This is a genomic window from Streptomyces sp. NPDC045956 (assembly GCF_056430705.1).
The window spans coordinates 46,548-63,681 of record NZ_JBWKKZ010000003.1 but is presented as its reverse complement, the minus strand read 5'-3'; the positions used below and the strand labels follow the sequence as shown (position 1 = coordinate 63,681).

17 protein-coding genes are annotated in these 17,134 nt (G+C 73.6%); 9 read left to right on the top strand and 8 right to left on the bottom strand.

Going from position 1 to position 17,134, the window contains the following annotated elements:
* Positions 1-193 precede the first annotated feature (193 nt).
* Positions 194-712, bottom strand: a complete 519-nt coding sequence (locus AC07FV_RS09330) for a transglycosylase SLT domain-containing protein (protein ID WP_479085872.1) — start codon at positions 710-712, stop codon at positions 194-196.
* Positions 713-1,110: 398 nt separating this feature from the next.
* Positions 1,111-1,476, bottom strand: a complete 366-nt coding sequence (locus tag AC07FV_RS09325; RefSeq protein ID WP_479085871.1) for a DUF2399 domain-containing protein — start codon at positions 1,474-1,476, stop codon at positions 1,111-1,113.
* Between the two features lie 130 nt (positions 1,477-1,606).
* Here AC07FV_RS09325 and AC07FV_RS09320 point away from each other — a divergent pair, with 130 nt between their 5' ends.
* Positions 1,607-1,945, top strand: a complete 339-nt coding sequence (locus AC07FV_RS09320) for a hypothetical protein (RefSeq protein ID WP_479085870.1) — start codon at positions 1,607-1,609, stop codon at positions 1,943-1,945.
* A complete protein-coding gene (locus AC07FV_RS09315; RefSeq protein WP_479085869.1) occupies positions 1,942-3,522 on the top strand; it encodes a sodium:solute symporter family transporter in 1,581 nt (526 codons plus the stop codon). The genes AC07FV_RS09320 and AC07FV_RS09315 overlap by 4 nt, the downstream gene beginning before the upstream one ends.
* Positions 3,523-3,604: 82 nt before the next feature.
* On the opposite strand, the gene AC07FV_RS09310 is transcribed toward AC07FV_RS09315, so the two are convergent.
* Positions 3,605-4,852: a poly(ethylene terephthalate) hydrolase family protein gene (locus AC07FV_RS09310; protein WP_479085868.1), complete on the bottom strand. Its 1,248-nt coding sequence runs from the start codon at positions 4,850-4,852 to the stop codon at positions 3,605-3,607.
* A 262-nt stretch (positions 4,853-5,114) separates the two neighbouring features.
* On the opposite strand from AC07FV_RS09310, the gene AC07FV_RS09305 reads away from it, so the two are divergent.
* Positions 5,115-5,357, top strand: coding sequence for a DUF6411 family protein (locus AC07FV_RS09305; protein WP_356612061.1), 243 nt, complete (start codon positions 5,115-5,117; stop codon positions 5,355-5,357).
* Between the two features lie 167 nt (positions 5,358-5,524).
* On the opposite strand, the gene AC07FV_RS09300 is transcribed toward AC07FV_RS09305, so the two are convergent.
* The gene (locus tag AC07FV_RS09300; RefSeq protein WP_479085867.1) at positions 5,525-7,027 is read right to left on the bottom strand and encodes a SulP family inorganic anion transporter; all 1,503 of its coding nucleotides are present in this window, start codon (positions 7,025-7,027) and stop codon (positions 5,525-5,527) included.
* A gap of 539 nt (positions 7,028-7,566) precedes the next feature.
* On the opposite strand from AC07FV_RS09300, the gene AC07FV_RS09295 reads away from it, so the two are divergent.
* Entirely contained in the window at positions 7,567-7,692 is a 126-nt protein-coding gene (locus AC07FV_RS09295) for a hypothetical protein (RefSeq protein ID WP_356612009.1), read from the top strand.
* Positions 7,693-7,730: 38 nt separating this feature from the next.
* Positions 7,731-8,585, top strand: a complete 855-nt coding sequence (locus AC07FV_RS09290; protein ID WP_479085865.1) for a hypothetical protein — start codon at positions 7,731-7,733, stop codon at positions 8,583-8,585.
* A 167-nt stretch (positions 8,586-8,752) separates the two neighbouring features.
* Here AC07FV_RS09290 and AC07FV_RS09285 read toward each other — a convergent pair whose 3' ends face one another.
* Complete coding sequence (locus tag AC07FV_RS09285; protein ID WP_479085864.1) at positions 8,753-9,193, bottom strand: DUF6299 family protein; 441 nt, start codon at positions 9,191-9,193, stop codon at positions 8,753-8,755.
* 240 nt (positions 9,194-9,433) lie between these two features.
* On the opposite strand from AC07FV_RS09285, the gene AC07FV_RS09280 reads away from it, so the two are divergent.
* Positions 9,434-9,643, top strand: coding sequence for a DUF5999 family protein (locus AC07FV_RS09280; protein WP_479085862.1), 210 nt, complete (start codon positions 9,434-9,436; stop codon positions 9,641-9,643).
* Between the two features lie 52 nt (positions 9,644-9,695).
* Here the strand turns inward: AC07FV_RS09280 and AC07FV_RS09275 are convergent, their stop codons facing one another.
* On the bottom strand, positions 9,696-10,094 hold the full coding sequence (locus AC07FV_RS09275) for a RidA family protein (protein ID WP_479085861.1): 399 nt from the start codon (positions 10,092-10,094) through the stop codon (positions 9,696-9,698).
* Positions 10,091-11,233 (bottom strand): acyl-CoA dehydrogenase family protein, encoded by a 1,143-nt coding sequence (locus AC07FV_RS09270; protein WP_479085860.1) that lies wholly within the window; start codon positions 11,231-11,233, stop codon positions 10,091-10,093. Before AC07FV_RS09270 ends, AC07FV_RS09275 begins: the two co-directional genes overlap by 4 nt.
* A gap of 128 nt (positions 11,234-11,361) precedes the next feature.
* On the opposite strand from AC07FV_RS09270, the gene AC07FV_RS09265 reads away from it, so the two are divergent.
* From AC07FV_RS09265 to AC07FV_RS09255, 3 genes are all read left to right on the top strand, one after another.
* Entirely contained in the window at positions 11,362-13,005 is a 1,644-nt protein-coding gene (locus tag AC07FV_RS09265) for an AMP-binding protein (RefSeq protein ID WP_479085859.1), read from the top strand.
* 15 nt (positions 13,006-13,020) lie between these two features.
* The gene (locus AC07FV_RS09260) at positions 13,021-13,866 is read left to right on the top strand and encodes a PaaX family transcriptional regulator (RefSeq protein WP_479085857.1); all 846 of its coding nucleotides are present in this window, start codon (positions 13,021-13,023) and stop codon (positions 13,864-13,866) included.
* A gap of 83 nt (positions 13,867-13,949) precedes the next feature.
* On the top strand, positions 13,950-14,837 hold the full coding sequence (locus AC07FV_RS09255; protein WP_479085855.1) for a sulfotransferase family protein: 888 nt from the start codon (positions 13,950-13,952) through the stop codon (positions 14,835-14,837).
* Here AC07FV_RS09255 and AC07FV_RS09250 read toward each other — a convergent pair.
* The gene (locus AC07FV_RS09250) at positions 14,825-17,134 is read right to left on the bottom strand and encodes a bifunctional salicylyl-CoA 5-hydroxylase/oxidoreductase (RefSeq protein WP_479085853.1); all 2,310 of its coding nucleotides are present in this window, start codon (positions 17,132-17,134) and stop codon (positions 14,825-14,827) included. The genes AC07FV_RS09255 and AC07FV_RS09250 overlap by 13 nt on opposite strands.

Below are 17,134 nucleotides of genomic sequence, written 5' to 3'. Positions count from 1 at the left end.
TTTTCCGTGTGGGAGAAGGGGGGAGGGGGGGAGGGCGGGGAGGGGGGGAAAGAAAATGACAGAAGTGGGAGGAAGGAGAGGGGGCGCGGGAACCTCTCCCCCCCCCCCCCCCCCCCGCCGTGCTGCCTGGGCCCCGCCGGCCTCCGCGTGGGACCGGTGTCCCGGGGGCTCAGGCGGTTCGTGGGTCCGCCGGTCAGTAGGCGGAGTCGACGTTGTCCATGGAGCCGTACTTGTCGGCCGCGTAGTTGCAGGCGGCGACGATGTTGGCGACCGGGTCGGTGACGGAGTCCTTGGTGCCCTTGACGTGGTAGGCGTCGAAGGTGGGCTGGATCGTCTGGAGCAGGCCCTTCGAGGGGATGCCGTTCTGGGCGTTGACGTCCCAGTTGTTCTGCGCGTTCGGGTTGCCGGACGACTCGCGCATGATGTTGCGGTGCAGGCCCTCGTAGGTGCCCGGGATGTTCTTGGCGTCCATGACGTCCAGCGCGGTGCGGATCCAGCCGTCGAGGTCGTTGCCGTGCTTCTTCTTGCCGGCCTTCACGATGGCCGCGATCTTGTCGGTCTGGGCCTGGGTCTGCGCGGTGGAGGCCTTGGCCGGCTCGGCGGCGTGTGCCGGGCTCGGGGCGAGGGTGAGGGTGACGGCGGCGGCGCCCGCGGCGGCGAGGGAGGCCACGGCGGACTTGCGGATGTGGGGACGGCGCATGAGGGCGTGCATGGGTGTACCTCTCCATTCGGGGACGTGATGGGGAGGCCGACGGGGGGTCGGCGACGCGGTGTCCGCGTAGGACGCGGCTTCGCGTCATCAGGGCCGGTGTCTGGATCGCGGACGGGCTCTTCCCGTCCGGTCCCGGCGCTCGGCTCCCCGGTACGCCGAACACCTTGCGGAACGCCCGGGCGCCGCGACAAGTGTGTGACCTACTACGCCGCATCGCAGACCGGCCGCGCGACCGCCCGGGACGCCTGGCACCCACGCGGGCGACCGACCGCCGGACGTCTACTAAGCCCGGCCCTGTGTGACCTGGGCCCTGTGCGCGCCCTCACAGAGCCGGTCACCCGACGGCCACCTCCCGTCACCCTGCGGAGACGGACACCTCACTCTGCGGACCGGCTCCGTCATCGTCCGGGGTCGTGGGTCCACACCCTCGTCACGCGCAAGGGTGTGCCGGTCCGTACGCGCAGATCGCGGCGGCCACCGCGGCCGGGGGACGCGCCTCGCCGGGACCACATGCCGAGGTCCGTGAGCAGGTCGTTCAGCACCGTGTCCTCCTCGACCCGGACACCGCACTCGACGAGAGCGACGGCGAGGGCCGGGTTCCAGGGAGTGGCGGCTCGCGAGCAGCACGGGGAACGCGTCGGTGCGCTTCGGAGGTGCGCCTCGGTTCGGTAACAGGGACAGGCCCCCGCTGCGGCTGCCTGTCGGTCGTCCCGGTCCCCGGCCCCGCCGGACAGTGCCCGTTCACCGTCGGCGCGGCTCCGCATTGGGCGGCGGAACAGATCTGTGCTCGGGGCGTACGGGAGTACGCGTCCGTCTGATTGACTCCGCGCCCACCCCCACACCCGTACGCGCCCCTTCGCGGGGCGCCGGAGCAACGTGAGCGGAGCCGCACACATGTCCTTGGGACCGCAGCCCTGGCACGGGCCGCCTCACCACGACGAGCCCTCAGCCGGCGCACAGGGACCGGCGGAACACGAGCGACGGGACGCCGAGGAGGCGGCACGACTGGCCGTCGGGCTGCGGCTCGGACTCCGGATCGCCGTCGTCTGGCTGCTCTACGTGGTGCCCGCCGCCCTCGCACCCGCCGCGTACGGCACGCGGGTCGCGGGACCACTGAGCCTCGGCGTGCTCCTCGCCGTCGTGCCGTTCGCCGTCGGTGTGCACGCGCTGATGGTGTACGGGCGGCGGATCGACCGGCTCGAGCCGCAGCGGGACACGCGGAGGTGGTCGTGACCACGCTCCTCGACCCCTCGTCCCGGTCCCTGGTCTTCGCCGTGTTCTGCGTGTTCGTCGTGATCTGCCTGATGCTGTGCGTCGTCACCGGCGCCGACGAGGACGACCGGGCCCTCGTACGGTCCGACAGCCGCCGGCTGCGCTCCTGGCAGCAGGGCATCGCGATGGGCGGCGACACCACCACGGTCGCGACGGTCACCGTACTGGTGGGCATGGTCGCCACCTTCGGCTTCGACGGCCTCGGTGTCATGCTGGGCAGCCTGATCGGGGTGCTGCTGCTCCTGGTGCTGATCATCGAGCCGCTGCGCAGGCACGCCTCGCTGACCCCCGCGGACATGCTGGACGCGCGCGGCAGCGGCGGACCCGCCGTCCGCGTCTCGTGGGGGGCGGTGACCCTGCTGGTCTGCTTCCCGCTGCTGGTCGTGCAGTTGGTGGTGGTCGGCAACGTGGCCGCCGCGCTGATCGGGCAGCCGGGTGTGCGGACCGGCTGCGTCGTGGTGATCGGCTGCGTGATGACGGCGCTGGCCGTCAGCGGCGGGATCCGGGGCACCGGCGTCGTCATGATCGCGAAGTCGGTGGTCACGCTGCCCGTGCTGGTGATCGCCGCCGTGCTCGTGCTCCACCGCTTCGGCGGGGACCCCGGGCGGCTGCTCGACGCCGCCGCGCACGGCTCGGGGACGGGTGGGGCCTTCCTGCGGCCGGGCGGCTACACCGGCGACGGGTGGGTGGGCGCCGTGAACCGGATCGGCCAGACCTTCGGCATGTCGATGGCCACGCTGGCGATGCCCGCCGTGCTGATGCGGGCCATCGCCACGAAGAGCCCCCGGGGCGCCCGGACCGTAGGCCGCTGGATGCTCGGCGAACTCACCCTGCTGTACGGCGCTCTCGCCGTCGTCGGCATCGGGGCGGCGGCCCTGGTCGGCGGGGCGCTGCGCGAGGCCGGGCCGGCGGCTCAGACGTTCACGCCGCTGCTGCTCGGGCGGGCGCTCGACAGCGGGGGCATTCTGGTCGCGGCCCTGGCCTGCGTTCTCTTCCTCACCGCGCTGGCGGCCGTGGTGGATGTGACGCTCGCCGCCGGCATCGCCCTGGGCCGGGACGTGCTGGGCGCGTCCGGCAGACGGACGGCGGGACTGGCGGCGGGACTGGCGGACGGTGCCGTGTCGCGGGGCTCCGCGGCCCTGACGGGGGCGGTGGCCACGCTGATGGCGGTCGTCGCCGCCGACTGGAACCTGGTGGTCGTCTCGACGCTCTGGCTCGCCGTCTGCGGCGCCGCCCTCGCGCCCGTACTGCTGTACGCCCTGTACTGGCCCGGGTTCACGGCCCGTGGCGCGCTGTGGTGCCTGTGGGGGGCGACGGCGCTGACCGTCGCGGCGCTCGCGCTGTCGCCGTACACGTCCGGCACGCCCGAGTCGATCTTCCCGGGTGTCGACTTCCGGGTCTGGGACGTGACGATCCCGGGTCTGCTGACGGTGCCCGCCGGATTCCTGCTCGGCTGGCTGGGCAGCGTCACCGGTCCCGGCCGCTCGGCGGGCGGCGCCCCCGGCTCCCGGCGCCGCGCGAAGCTGGACGCCGCCTGAACCGTCCGTCCGCCGCCCACCGTCGGCCATCGGTGGGCGGCACGGCCGGTCGGCGGGGCCGCGCCGACCGGCCGCCCGGGTGTCACCAGTTCTTGTACCGGACATCGCCGAGGCCGCAGAAGGCGCAGTCGGGGCGCAGGAAGTCCTGGGTGCGGCGGAACTCCTCGTCGGCCAGGTGCCACCGGAGCCAGGCGGTGATGATGTGCTGGCCGTTGCGGGTGGCGAGGATGTGGTCGGTGCCGTCGAGGACGTTGAGCCAGACCGGTACGTCGGTGCCCGTGTAGTCGCGTTCCACGTTGGCGGTGGCGAAGTCCTCGTCTCCGCCGATGTAGAGGGCCGGATTGCGCAGGCTGTCGGGGCCGTTGCCGTCGAACGAGCCGCCGGCCACGTGGACGGTGGTCTCCAGCCGTGGATCGTCCGCCACGTCGAACGTGCCGATGGACCCGCGGGAGTGGCCGCCGAACGCCACCTCGGAGGTGTCCAGGTGCCCGTACAGCGGGCTGCTCCGGTCGGTGTTCCGGTCCTCCAGCCAGTCGAGGGCGTCGACCATGTAGGCGCCGCTGCTCGACGAGACCTCGCTGTAGACGACGAACCCGTGCGAGGCCCACTGCCGCAGCATGTCCTCGTAGTCGGCGGGGTCGGAGCCGGCGCCCGGGCCCCAGACGAAGAGGGGGTGGTCCACGCCGTCGCGGCCGGCGTCGGCCGGGTGCACCAGCCAGCCGTCGCCGCCGGGGCCGGCGGACTCGTCGACGGTCACCGCGTACGGGCCGGGCTCGGTCACGTCGTCCACCGGGGGCAGGGACCCGGGCGGCGGTTCGGCCGGTCCGCCGTCGGCGGCCTCGACGAGCACGTCGTCGACGGTGAGCGTCTCCAGGACGCTGTTGGCGTCCAGCGAGAACCTCAGCCGCAGATCACCGCCCTCGGCGGAGTCCGGCAGGGGGAACGACACCGTGCCGGTGGCGGTGCGCGCCGATTCCAGCGTCGTGAAGGAGCCGCCGTCGACCGAGTAGGCCACGGTGAAGGTCTCCCCCGCGTCGAGTCCCGCCGCCGCCCGGGTGTAGGAGAGCGTCAGGCCGTCGTACCCGGTCAGGTCGACGGGCGCGGAGACCATGGACGGGTCGGAGGTCAGCGAACCGCTGAGCCGGGCCCCGTAGGTGCCGGTCCGGACGGAACCGGAGGCGGTGAACGTGCCGAGCCCGTCGGCGAAGTCCTCGCTGTAGACCGGGGTGGCGGCGGATGCGACGGGCACCGCCACGGCCGCGGCCCCGACGGTCATGACGCCGACGGCCGCGGCGCCGAGCACGCGCAGGCGCCCACTGGTTCGGGACATGTCTGAGACCCCTTCCGGCCACGCCGTCCGACTGGTCGGCGTGCCCTTGCCGGTTGCGCGGATCGTGTCTGCTGCCGAGCCCCGTGGATCGTTCCGGGGCCGGTCCGCACCGAGTCAAGCAGTCGCCCGCCGAGGGGGAATCGGTGAAATCACCGGCCGGGCCGCGCCGTTCGGGCCCGTTCCGTTCCCGTCCGTTCCGGGCGGGCATGCCGTCACGTCCCCGGGGCACGCGATGGACACGCCACACTTCGGGAGGCTCATCATGATGGTTGTCGGGATCGTCGCTGTCTGCGCCGTGCTGCTCGTCCTCGCGTTTCTGGTACCGCGCCTGTCCCACCACCCCCAGCGCGGCACCCAGCGGACGCTCGGCGCCGGCTCACGTGCCGGAGGGAAGGCCCCCGGTGTCCTCGGCCGCGCTCTGAGCAAGCCGTTCCGCAGCAGTTCCAAGGCCGTCGGCCGCAGTGGCTCGGCCGGTCGGCGCGCCCGCGGCCGCATGCCGTTCTGACGCGCCGAGACCGCCGGCCGGTGTGACCGGCCGAGACCGTACGCCGTTGTGACCGGCCGGGCCCGTACGCCCTCGGCCCCTTCCCGGGGCCCGGGTGCGGGCCCCGCGCCGTGTTCGGGCCCCGGACGGCACCGGCGGCCACCGCGTACCGGCGCGTACCGGCCCGTTCAGTGGCCGCCGGTGAGCTGACCGGCCAGGCGTCGGCGCATGTCCGCGCTCGGTCCGTCGAGGCCGGTGACGGTGACCTTCTTGCCGCGCTGGGCGTACTTGGCCTCCACGGCGTCCAGTACGGCGACGGAGGAGGCGTCCCAGACCCGGCTGCCGGACAGGTCGATGACGACGTCGTCGGGATCGCCCTTGTAGTCGAACCGGTGGACGAGGTCGTTGGACGAGGCGAAGAACAGCTCGCCGGTGACCGCGTAGACGACCCGCTTGCCCTCGGGGTCGACCACACCGGAGACGTCGGCCCGGTGGGCGACCCGCCTCGCGAAGATGATCATCGCGGTGACGGAGCCGACGACGACGCCCACGGCGAGGTTGTGGGTGGCCACCACGACGACCACCGTCGCCACCATGACGACGGTCTCGCCGAGCGGCATGCGCTTGAGGGTCGCCGGCCGGACGGAGTGCCAGTCGAAGGTGCCGACCGAGACCATGACCATGACGGCGACGAGCGCGGCCATGGGGATGTCGGAGACGACCGGGCCGAAGACGATGCACAGCACCATCAGGAAGGCGCCGGCCAGGAAGGTGGACAGGCGGGTCCGGGCGCCGGACACCTTCACGTTGATCATCGTCTGGCCGATCATGGCGCAGCCGCCCATGCCGCCGAAGAAGCCGGTGACGATGTTGGCGACGCCCTGGCCGATGGACTCACGGGTCTTGTTCGAGGGGGTGTCGGTGATGTCGTCGACCAGTTTGGCCGTCATCAGGGACTCCATCAGGCCCACCAGCGCCATGGCGAGGGCGTAGGGCGCGACGGTCGTCAGGGTGTCCACGGTGAAGGGGACGTCGGGCAGACCGGGCACGGGCAGGGAGGAGGGCAGTTCGCCCTTGTCCCCGACCGTGGGGACCGCGATGCCGGCCGCGACGGTGATCACGGTCAGCACGACGATGGAGACCAGCGGCGCCGGGAGCACCTTGGTGACCTTGGGGAAGAACACCATCAGGGCCAGGCCTCCCGCGAGGAGCGGGTAGACGGCCCACGGCACGTCGTGCATCTCCGGCACCTGCGCCGTGAAGATCAGGATGGCCAGTGCGTTGACGAAGCCGACCATCACCGAGCGGGGCACGAACCGCATCAGCTTGGCCACGCCGAGCGCGCCGAGGATCACCTGGAACACGCCGGCCAGGATGACGGCGGCGACCAGGTACCCCAGTCCGTGCTCGCGGTTGAGCGGGGCGATGACGAGGGCGACCGCGCCGGTGGCGGCGGAGATCATCGCCTTGCGGCCGCCCACCACGGAGATGACGACCGCCATGGTGAAGGAGGCGAAGAGGCCGATGCCGGGGTCGACCCCGGCGATGATCGAGAAGGAGATGGCCTCGGGAATGAGCGCCAGGGCCACGACCAGACCGGCCAGCACCTCGGTGCGCAGGATCCTCGGGGAGGCGAGCCAGTCGGGCTTGGTCATGCGCGGCCGGGGAGCTGCGGACAGCGGTGAGGACATGCAACCGTTCCTGTTCGGGCGCAGGCGTCCCTGCCTGGACACGCACGCGCGGTGTTTCGTGAGCCGTCGGGAGTGCGGCTCCCCCGGCGGCCCGGCCGCCTCGCGGGGGGCCTCGCCGGGCAGGGCGGCGACCCTCTGGCCGCCGGTCGGGCGTCATTGCCCGGAAGTCGCGGAAGTCTACCTTGACCCGAGGTGAGGGCGCCCTCCCCGACCTCCACCGAGGACGCGACCTCGCCGGTCAGCCCCTACCGGTCCGCCCCTACCGGTCAGCCCCTACCGGCCCGCCCCCGCCCGGGGCACCCGTACGGCACCGGTCTTCGTACTGCATGACATTCGAGCCGGTGTGAATTCGAGATTGGGTAAGTATCGCAGAAATCGTTCACTCGACTGCCGCGCATCCGACGGAGTAGGCAGACGTTACTTCGGATATGACAGAGGAATACGGGGAATTGGTGACGCTTGGGCCATACGTTTACCGGCCCGGCAGAGATCACTGCCCGCCGTCGAGTGAGGGAACTCTGACCAGAGGTGGACTCCCCGTGCCGCTCCGGGTGACCGAGCCCGTGCTCCAGCGCTTCCTGGACGTCATGACCGAGCTGGAGGCCGGCCTCGCGGAGCGGTGGCGCCGGTCCCAGGGAACCCGCACCTACACCGCGTCGGAGTGACCGGGGGCGTCATGCACGAGGAACAGATGCACCATCACATGGCTTACGGGGAGGGCTCGTTCCGCTCCTCCCGCCCCGGCCGGCACCGCGCTCCGGAACCGCCGCCGCAGGAGGCGCTAATCCCGCCGGAACCCGGCTGGGACCCGGCCGAGGAGCTCGCGTTCCTGCTCCAGGACGCGATGGACCAGCAGGCCACCGTCATTCAGGGGACGGCGGACGCCTCGGTGATCACCCCCGTGCCGGGTACACCGCTGAGCAATTTGCAGGAAATCACGGCCGAACTTCCGCCGCTGCGGGAATTCCCCACGAGCCACCGCCGTATTCGCAGAAAAGTGAGCCGCCTGCGTGCCGCGAGTCTTTTCGTCGCGGCGCTCGCCGCGGTCATCGCGGCCTCCGTGAGTCTGTTCGGCGGCATGGTGGCCTACGAACCGCTGCGCCTGGCCGCCGTGACCCGCACCCGTGCCGGTGTCGTGTCGTGGTGGCCCCTGCTGGTCTACGGGCCCTGGCTGGTGGCGTCGCTGGCCGTGCTGCGGTCGGCGCTGCACCAGCGCCGCGCGGTCCACTCCTGGGCCGTGGTGCTGCTGTTCTCGGCGATCGCGATGCTGCTGTGCATCGCGCAGGCGCCCAGGACACTCAGCGACGGCGCGGCCGCCGCCCTCCCGGGGCTGGCGTCGCTGGTGTGCTTCCAGCAGATCGTCCGCCAGATCACGCTCACCCGTCCGCCCCGGCGTGCGCTGCCGCGTCACCGTCAGCGCGCCGCGCCCTCGGCGGAGGCCGGGGGCGGGTCGGCGGACCCGGACGCGGCGGGTCCGGAGGCGGTGTCCCTGCCGCACCAGCGGATGCGGGCCGCGCGCACGCCGAGGCCCGGCGCGGGGCCGGGGCAGCGGACCTGACCGTCGGCCCGGCCTCCGTCGCCCCCGTCGCCCTCAACCGCCTCCACCGCCTCCACCGCCTCGGACGCTCGCCGTACGCGAGGAGCGGGCCCCGCGCCCGGGTGATGCGGGGCCGGTGACGGTGAGGGCCCCGCGCCCGGGTGATGCGGGGCCGGTGACGGTGAGGCTCAGCCCTCGACCAGCGTCACGTCCTGGCCCTGCCGTGCGTGGAAGCTCGGCAGCGGCAGGATTCCCGTGGTGCGCAGTTCCATCAGAGTGGCCTCGACCTGGGCCGCGCCGGGCTTCAGCGCGTTCTGGGAGGGCGTGCCCGTGTTGATCCAGCGGTGTTCGAGGCCGTCGCACACCGCTCGGGTACCGCCGATGCCGTAGCGGACGGACGGGTCGCCCTGGCTCACGGAGGAGCTGACGAAGACGGGGCCGGTGCCGGCGGTGCAGCGGTAGGTCCCGGACAGGGTGACGCTGCCGTCCGCGGCGATGCGGCCGGTCGGGTCGACGGTCACCGACTCCGCGACCTGGCGGGCGTCGTGGGTGGTCGCCGTGGCGGTGGGGGCGGCCAGCAGCAGGGCGGCGCCGGCGGCGGTGGCGAGGGCCGCGGATCGTACGGGCATGGAGGACCTCCCGGTCGGACGGAATGGGGAGTTCCACTGGTACCCGGCGCACGGGCCGCCCGGAGTGACCGTCACCCACTCGGTGGCGAGTCCGCGTCGGCCGTCGTGGAACCGTCGCCGGGTCGTCCGGGTCCTGTCACGCTCGGCGCCCGGGGGTTGGCGGGGCGGTGCGACCGGGCGCACGGTCGGTACGAGGGACGGTCCCGCCGACGGCACCGTCCTCCGATGTGGAGGTGCGCCATGTGTACCCACCGGTCTTCCCGCTCCGCGGCCGACTCCCCCGCCGCGCGGGCCGGCTCCGCGCACGTCGTCGCCGCCCACCCCGAACAGGGCTGGAACCTGCTGTGCGACGGCACGATCGTCTTCGACGACACCGGCGAACTGCTGCCCGACGGGCGGGTGGTCGCACCGTGCCGGGTGCCCGCCGGACGCCTGGCGACGGCCGCCTGATCCTGACCCCGAGCCCGGCCCCGGTGCCGGCACCTGCGCGCACCGCGGGGCCCTACGGCAGTACCGCGAACCCGTCGAGCTCCACCAGCGCCCGCTCGTCCCACAGGCGTACGACCTGCACGACCGCCATCGCCGGGTAGTCGCGGCCCGCCAGCGCGCGCCAGACGCGGCCGAGGTCGGCGGCGTGCGCGCGGTACGCGGCGACGTCGGTGGCGTAGACGGTGACCCGGGCGAGGTCGGCGGGGGTGCCGCCGGCCGCGCGCAGGGCGGCCAGGAGGTTGGCGAGGGCCTTCTCGAACTGGGCGGGGAGGGTGTCGCCGGTGACCTTGCCGTCGGTGTCGAGGGCGGTCTGCCCGGCCAGGAAGACGACGCGGGTGCCCGTGGCCGTGACGGCGTGGGAGAAGCCGGTCGGCGGGGAGAGTTCGGACGGGTTCACCCGTTCCACGGTCATGTCCCGTTCTCCTTCGTCGCGTTGACGGCGCGGTACAGCTCCTTGGCGATGATGCCGCGCTGCACCTCGCTCGCGCCCTCGTAGACGCGGGGGGCGCGCACCTCGCGGTAGAGGTGTTCGAGCAGGTGCCCGCGGCGCAGTGCACGGGCGCCGTGCAGCTGGACGGCCTGGTCCACCACGTACTGGGCGGTCTCGGTGGCGAGGAGTTTCGCCATCGCGGCGCGTCGGGGGACGTCCGCGGCGCCCTCGTCGTACGCCGTCGCCGCGGCGTACACCATCAGCCGGGCCGCCTCGGTGCGCAGGGCCATCTCGGCGACCTGGTGGGAGACGGCCTGCAGGTCGCGCAGCTTGCCGCCGAAGGCGTCGCGGGTGCTGGTGTGCGCGAGGGTGGCGTCCAGGGCCGCCTGCGCCATGCCGACGGCGAAGGCGCCGACGCTGGGGCGGAACAGGTTGAGGGTGCCCATGGCGACCCCGAAGCCCCGGTCGGGTTCGCCGAGGACGTCGTCGGCGGAGACGGGAACGGCGTCGAAGCCGAGGGCGCCGACGGGGTGCGGGGACAGCATGTCGAGCGGGGTGCCGGTCAGGCCGGGGCGGTCGGCCGGCACCAGGAAGGCGGTGACGCCGCGGGCGCCGGCGCCGGGCGTGGTGCGGGCGAAGACGGTGTAGAAGTCGGCCTCGGGGGCGTTGGAGATCCAGCACTTCTCCCCGGTGAGCCGCCAGCCGGAGGGGCCGTCGCGTTCCGCGTGGAGGCTGAGTGCCGCCGCGTCCGAACCGGCGTCGGGCTCGCTGAGGGCGAAGGCGGCCACCGCGCTGCCGTCGGCGACGCGGGGCACCCAGCGGGCGCGCTGGACCTCGGTGCCGTGGGCGTGCACCGGGTGGGCGCCGAGTCCCTGGAGGGCGAGGGCGGTCTCCGCCTCCGTGCAGGTCCGGGCGAGGGACTCCCGCATCAGGCACAGGTCGAGCGCGCCGGAGGTGAAGAGGCGCGGCAGCAGGCCGAGGGTGCCGAGTTCGGTGACGAGGGCGCGGTTGACCCGGCCCGGTGCGCCCTTGTCGGCCAGCGGGCGCAGCCGCTCGGCGGCCAGCGCGCGCAGCTCGGCGCACCAGGCGAGTTGTGCCGGTTCGAGCGAGAATGCGGTCATCGCCGGTCCCTTCCCCTGCTCCCCTGCCCCACCGGGCCGTACCCGAGGTTATCGCGCACCGTTGACTGTCGTAACCAACACGATACGCTCGTTGCGCGAGCCCACCACGACAAAGGGGGCGAACCGCCATGGCAGACCCGCACCGCGCGGATCCGCACCGCTCGGCCCACGTCGACACCTTCGCGCGCGAGCACCTGCCGCCCCCCGACCAGTGGCCCGAACTCCGCTTCGACCTGCCGGAACTGCGCTACCCCGCCCGGTTGAACTGCGCCGCCGAGCTGCTCACCGGCCCGCCCGCGGACCGCCCGGTCTTCCGCACGGCCTCCGGGGAGAACTGGAGCTACGGCCTGCTGCGGGCCCGCGTCGACCGGCTCGCCCACCTCCTCACCGGCGAACTGGGCATCGTCCCCGGCAACCGGGTGCTGCTGCGCGGCCCCACCACCCCGTGGCTGGCCGCCTGTTGGCTGGCGGTGCTGAAGGCGGGGGCGGTGGCGGTCACCGTGCTGGCCCAGCAGCGCCCGCACGAACTGCGCACGATCGGCGAGATCGCCCGGGTGCGGCACGCGCTGTGCGATGTCCGGGCCGTCGACGACCTCGCCAAGGCGGAGATCCCCGGCCTGCGGATCACGACGTACGGCGGGGACGCTCACGACGATCTGGTGACCCGTACGGAGGGCGGGACGGTGCCGCGGACGCCGTACCCGGCCGTGGACACGGCGGCCGACGACGTGGCGCTGATCGCCTTCACCTCCGGCACGACCGGCCGGCCCAAGGGCTGCATGCACTTCCACCGTGACGTGCTGGCGGTCGCCGACACCTTCTCGCGGCATGTCCTGCGCCCCCGCGCGGAGGACGTCTTCGCGGGCAGTCCGCCGCTCGGCTTCACCTTCGGGCTCGGCGGGCTCGTGATCTTCCCGATGCGGGCCGGGGCCTGCGCCCTGCTGCTCGAACAGGCGGGTCCCAGGCAGCTGTTGCCCGCCGTCGCCGAGCACCGGGTGTCGGTGCTGTTCACCGCGCCGACGGCGTACCGCGCGATGCTCGACGAGCTGGACGGGTACGACGTGACCTGTCTGCGGCGGTGCGTCTCCGCGGGCGAGAACCTGCCCGCGGCCACCTGGCGGGCCTGGCACGAGCGCACCGGCCTGCGCATCATCAACGGCATCGGGGCCACCGAGCTGCTGCACATCTTCGTCTCCGCGGCCGACGGGGACATCAGGCCCGGTACGACGGGCGTGCCGGTGCCCGGGTGGCACGCGCGCGTGCAGGACGAGGACGGCGTGCCGGTGCCCGACGGGGAGCCCGGACTGCTGGCGGTGCGGGGGCCGGTGGGCTGCCGGTACCTCGCCGATCCGCGCCAGCGGGAGTACGTGCGCGGCGGCTGGAACATCACCGGGGACACCTACGTCCGCCGGCCCGACGGGTACTTCCGGTACGTGGCACGCGCCGACGACATGATCATCTCCGCCGGGTACAACATCGCCGGGCCGGAGGTGGAGGACGCGCTGCTGCGGCACCCGGACGTCGTGGAGGCCGCGGTGGTGGGCCGGCCCGACGCGGACCGCGGGCAGGTCGTGGTGGCGCACGCGGTGCTGCGGGAGGGCGCCGAACGGGACGCCGACGCGCTGCGCGCGTTCCTCAGGGCCGAGCTGGCGCCGTACAAGTGCCCGCGCGAGTTCCTCTTCCCGGACGCGCTGCCGCGCACGGCGACCGGCAAGCTCCAGCGCTACCGGCTCCTGCCCCCGCCCGGCGGTCCCCAGGGTGACCAGGCGTAATGCCGACGACATAAGATGATCAATGTGTCCGAGCAGCACGCGCAGCACGCCCCCAGGTCCCTGATCGTCACGCTCTACGGCGCCTACGGCCGCTCCGTGCCGGGTCCGGTGCCCGTCGCCGAGCTGATCCGGCTGCTGGCCGCGGTCGGGGTGGACGCACCGTCCGTACGCTCGTCGGTGTCACGGCTGAAGCGGCGCGGGCTGCTGCTGCCCGCCCGTACCGCCCGGGGCGCGGCCGGGTACGAGCTGTCCGCCGAGGCCCGGCAACTCCTCGACGACGGCGACCGGCGCGTCTACGCCACGGCGCCCTACGAGGACGAGGGCTGGGTGCTGGCCGTGTTCTCGGTGCCGGAGTCGGAGCGGCAGAAGCGGCACGTGCTCCGCTCCCGCCTGGCCGGCCTGGGCTTCGGCACCGCGGCCCCCGGCGTGTGGATCGCCCCGGCCCGGCTGTACGAGGAGACCCGGCACGCGCTGGAACGCCTGGGCCTCGACGCCTACGTGGACTTCTTCCGGGGCGCGCACCTCGGGTTCACGCCGACGGCCGAGGCGGTGGCCCGCTGGTGGGACCTGGGCGCGATCGCCAAGGAGCACGAGGCGTTCCTGGAGCGCCACGCGCGCGTGCTGCACGACTGGGAGCGCCGGGCGGACACCCCGCCCGAGGAGGCGTACCGCGACTACCTCCTCGCCCTGGACTCCTGGCGCCACCTGCCGTACGCCGATCCGGGGCTGCCCGCCGGGCTGCTCCCCGCCGACTGGCCGGGCGCGCGTTCGGCGGCCGTCTTCCGGGCCCTGCACGAGCGGCTGCGCGACGCGGGCGCGCTCTACGTGACGCCGGAGCCCGCACACCACCACGATCAGTGACTCGTGTCACACTCCGCCGCGATCAGGGAACCCTCAGCCTCCTCAGACCCTCTTCTCAGGTTTCCCGCCTACCGTGCGGACGCATGAGTCTCGCGCGTCACTTGAACCGGGCCCTCACCGCCACCACCGGCCTCCAGGTACGGAGAGCTCCCGCGGCGGCGCGGAGGGCGGCCCCCGCGCCGCGCTCCGCCGAGCGGCCCGCGGCCCCCTACCGATGTCCCCCGGCCGGGGAACTGGCGACCGACAGGCTGCTGCGGCGGCCCGTCTTCATCATCTCGTCCATCCGCTCCGGCTCCACCCTGCTGCGGATGATGATGGACGCCCACCCGCGGCTGCACGCCCCGCACGAGCTGCACCTCGGCCGCATGGAGGTCGTGTGCGGCAACTGGTTCTCCGAGCGTGCGATGAGCGCCCTCGGGCTGGGCCGCGGCGACCTGGAGCACCTGCTGTGGGACCGCGTCCTGCACCGGGAACTGACCCGGTCCGGCAAGGACTTCGTCGTCGAGAAGACCCCGGCCAACGCCTACATGTACCGGCGCCTGAAGGACTGCTGGCCCGACGCGCGCTTCGTCTTCCTGCTGCGCCACCCCGAGTCGACGGCCCGCTCCTGGCACGAGAGCGACCCCGTCAAGCGGCCGTACGACAAGGCGGTCGAGGACGTGCTGCCCTATCTCGCGGCGGTCGAGGAGGCCCGTACGGCCGACGCCGACGGCTTCACCGTGCGCTACGAGGACGTGACCGAGGACCCCGAGCGCGAGATGCGCCGCCTGTGCGCGTTCCTCGGCCTCGACTACGCACCGACGATGCTGCACTACGGCGCGAGGAAGGGCGGCGAACTCGTCCGCGGCCTCGGCGACTGGCGGGAGAACATCCGCACCGGCACCGTCCAGCCCGGCCGCGCGCTCCCCGCCGACGACGCGATCCCCGGGCCGCTGCGGGCGGCGGCCGCGGCCTGGGGCTACACGTCCTGAGCCGCGCCGCCCAGCGTGAGCCGGGGTTTGGGCGCGTCGGTGCGCCCGGTCACCGGAGGGCGGCTGCCCGCCCGGTACGGCGCGGGCCACACGACGCCCGGCCCCTCGTAGCCCTGCTCGGCCGCCGCGTGCAGCGTCCAGTGCGGGTCGTAGAGGTGGGGGCGGGCGAGCGCGCACAGGTCGGCGCGTCCGGCCAGGATCAGCGAGTTGACGTCGTCCCAGGAGGAGATCGCGCCGACGGCTATCACCGGGACGCCCGCCTCGTTGCGGACGCGGTCCGCGTACGGCGTCTGGTACGACCGCCCGTACTCCGGCCGCTCGTCGGCCACCACCTGCCCCGTGGACACGTCGACGGCGTCGGCGCCGTGGGCCGCGAAGGCCCGGGCGATCGCCACGGCCTCCTCGCCGCCGACGCCGCCCTCGGCCCAGTCGGTCGCGGAGATCCGGACGGTCATCGGCCGCTCCTGCGGCCACACGCCGCGTACGGCGTCGAAGACCTCCAGTGGGAAGCGCAGCCGCTTCTCCGGTGATCCGCCGTAGGCGTCGGTGCGGTGGTTGGTGAGCGGGGAGAGGAAGCCGGAGAGCAGGTAGCCGTGGGCGCAGTGCAGTTCGAGCAGGTCGAAGCCGGCTCGGGCGGCCCGGGCGGCGGCGGCCGCGAACTGCTCCCTGATGTCGGTCAGTTGAGCCCGGGACAAGGCGCGCGGGACCTGACTGCCCGGCTTGTACGGCAGCGCGGACGGTGCCACCAGCGGCCAGTTGCCGTCGGGCAGCGGCTCGTCGATGCCCTCCCACATCAGCCGGGTGGAGCCCTTGCGCCCGCTGTGCCCGAGCTGCACGCCGATGGCGGTGCCGGGCGCCCGGGCGTGCACGAAGTCGGTGATCCGCCGCCACGCCTCGCCCTGCCGGCCGGTGTACAGGCCGGCGCAGCCCGGAGTGATCCGGCCCTCGGCGCTGACGCACACCATCTCGGTCATCACCAGTCCGGCGCCGCCCAGGGCCCTGGCCCCCAGGTGGACCAGGTGGAAGTCGCCGGGCACGCCGTCGGTGGCGGAGTACATGTCCATCGGGGAGACGACGACGCGGTTGCGCAAAGTCAGGCCGCGCAGCCGCAGCGGGGTGAACATCGGGGGTGTGCCGGGCGGGCAGCCGAACTCGCGCTCGACGGACTCGGTGAAGCGGGCGTCGCGCAGCCGCAGGTTCCCGTGGGTGACGCGGCGGCTGCGGGTGAGCAGGTTGAAGGCGAACCGGCGGGGCGGCAGGTCGAGGTACCGGGGCAGGTCCTCGAACCATTCCAGGCTGGCCCGGGCCGCCCGCTGCGTGGAGGCGACGACGGGGCGCCGTTCCGCCTCGTAGGCGGCGAGCGCCTCGGGGAGGGCCGGCCGCTCCTGGAGGCAGGCGGCGAGCGCCAGGGCGTCCTCCACGGCCAGCTTGGTGCCCGAGCCGATGGAGAAGTGGGCGGTGTGGGCGGCGTCGCCGAGGAGGACGATGTTGCCGTGCGACCAGCGGTCGTTGACGACGGTGCGGAAGGTGGTCCACGCCGACCTGTTGGACTTCAGCGGCCGGCCGCCCAGGGTGTCGGCGAAGATCTTGGCGCAGCGGGCTGCCGACTCCCCTTCGTCCGCCGCGTCGAGGCCGGCCGCCCGCCAGACCTCCTCGCGCATCTCGACGATGACCGTGGAGGCGTCCGGCGCGTACGGGTAGCCGTGCAGCTGCATCACGCCGTGCTCGGTCTCGGCGATCTCGAAGCGGAAGGCGTCGAGGGCGAAGTCGGCGGCCAGCCAGATGTAGCGGCAGCGGTGACCGGTGAGGTGGGGTCGGAAGGCCTCGGCGCAGGCCTCGCGGGTGGCGCTGTGCACGCCGTCGGCGGCGACGACCAGGTCGTGCGTCCGCGCCAGCCGGTCCGGCGGCGGGGCCTCGGTGCCGAAGCGCAGCTCGACGCCGAGGGCCCGGCAGCGGTCGTGCAGGATCTCCAGGAGACGGCGGCGGCCGAGGGCGGCGAAGCGGTGCCCGCCGGAGGTGTGCCGGGTGCCCCGGTGGACGATGTCGATGTCGTCCCAGCGGACGAAGTCGCGCGCGAGGGCCTCGAAGACGACCGGGTCGGCGTGTTCGATGCCGCCCAGGGTCTCGTCGGAGAGGACGACGCCGAAGCCGAAGGTGACGTCGGGAGGGTTGCGTTCCCAGACGGTGATCCGGCGGCCGGGGTCGAGGCGTTTGAGGAGGGCGGCGGTGTAGAGGCCGCCGGGGCCGCCGCCGACGACCGCGACGCGCAGGGTTTCCCGCGCCCCTGGGGTGCGCAT

Bases quoted from the DNA above. Each gene is read 5' to 3' on its own strand.
- AC07FV_RS09255 (WP_479085855.1), top strand. From the start codon at position 13,950: ATGAGTCTCGCGCGTCACTTGAACCGGGCCCTCACCGCCACCACCGGC.
- AC07FV_RS09250 (WP_479085853.1), bottom strand. From the start codon at position 17,134: ATGCGCACCCCAGGGGCGCGGGAAACCCTGCGCGTCGCGGTCGTCGGC.
- AC07FV_RS09265 (WP_479085859.1), top strand. From the start codon at position 11,362: ATGGCAGACCCGCACCGCGCGGATCCGCACCGCTCGGCCCACGTCGAC.
- AC07FV_RS09285 (WP_479085864.1), bottom strand. From the start codon at position 9,193: ATGCCCGTACGATCCGCGGCCCTCGCCACCGCCGCCGGCGCCGCCCTG.
- AC07FV_RS09275 (WP_479085861.1), bottom strand. From the start codon at position 10,094: ATGACCGTGGAACGGGTGAACCCGTCCGAACTCTCCCCGCCGACCGGC.
- AC07FV_RS09270 (WP_479085860.1), bottom strand. From the start codon at position 11,233: ATGACCGCATTCTCGCTCGAACCGGCACAACTCGCCTGGTGCGCCGAG.
- AC07FV_RS09260 (WP_479085857.1), top strand. From the start codon at position 13,021: ATGATCAATGTGTCCGAGCAGCACGCGCAGCACGCCCCCAGGTCCCTG.
- AC07FV_RS09300 (WP_479085867.1), bottom strand. From the start codon at position 7,027: ATGTCCTCACCGCTGTCCGCAGCTCCCCGGCCGCGCATGACCAAGCCC.
- AC07FV_RS09325 (WP_479085871.1), bottom strand. From the start codon at position 1,476: ATGCGGAGCCGCGCCGACGGTGAACGGGCACTGTCCGGCGGGGCCGGG.
- AC07FV_RS09290 (WP_479085865.1), top strand. From the start codon at position 7,731: ATGGCTTACGGGGAGGGCTCGTTCCGCTCCTCCCGCCCCGGCCGGCAC.
- AC07FV_RS09305 (WP_356612061.1), top strand. From the start codon at position 5,115: ATGATGGTTGTCGGGATCGTCGCTGTCTGCGCCGTGCTGCTCGTCCTC.
- AC07FV_RS09280 (WP_479085862.1), top strand. From the start codon at position 9,434: ATGTGTACCCACCGGTCTTCCCGCTCCGCGGCCGACTCCCCCGCCGCG.
- AC07FV_RS09330 (WP_479085872.1), bottom strand. From the start codon at position 712: ATGCACGCCCTCATGCGCCGTCCCCACATCCGCAAGTCCGCCGTGGCC.
- AC07FV_RS09310 (WP_479085868.1), bottom strand. From the start codon at position 4,852: ATGTCCCGAACCAGTGGGCGCCTGCGCGTGCTCGGCGCCGCGGCCGTC.
- AC07FV_RS09320 (WP_479085870.1), top strand. From the start codon at position 1,607: ATGTCCTTGGGACCGCAGCCCTGGCACGGGCCGCCTCACCACGACGAG.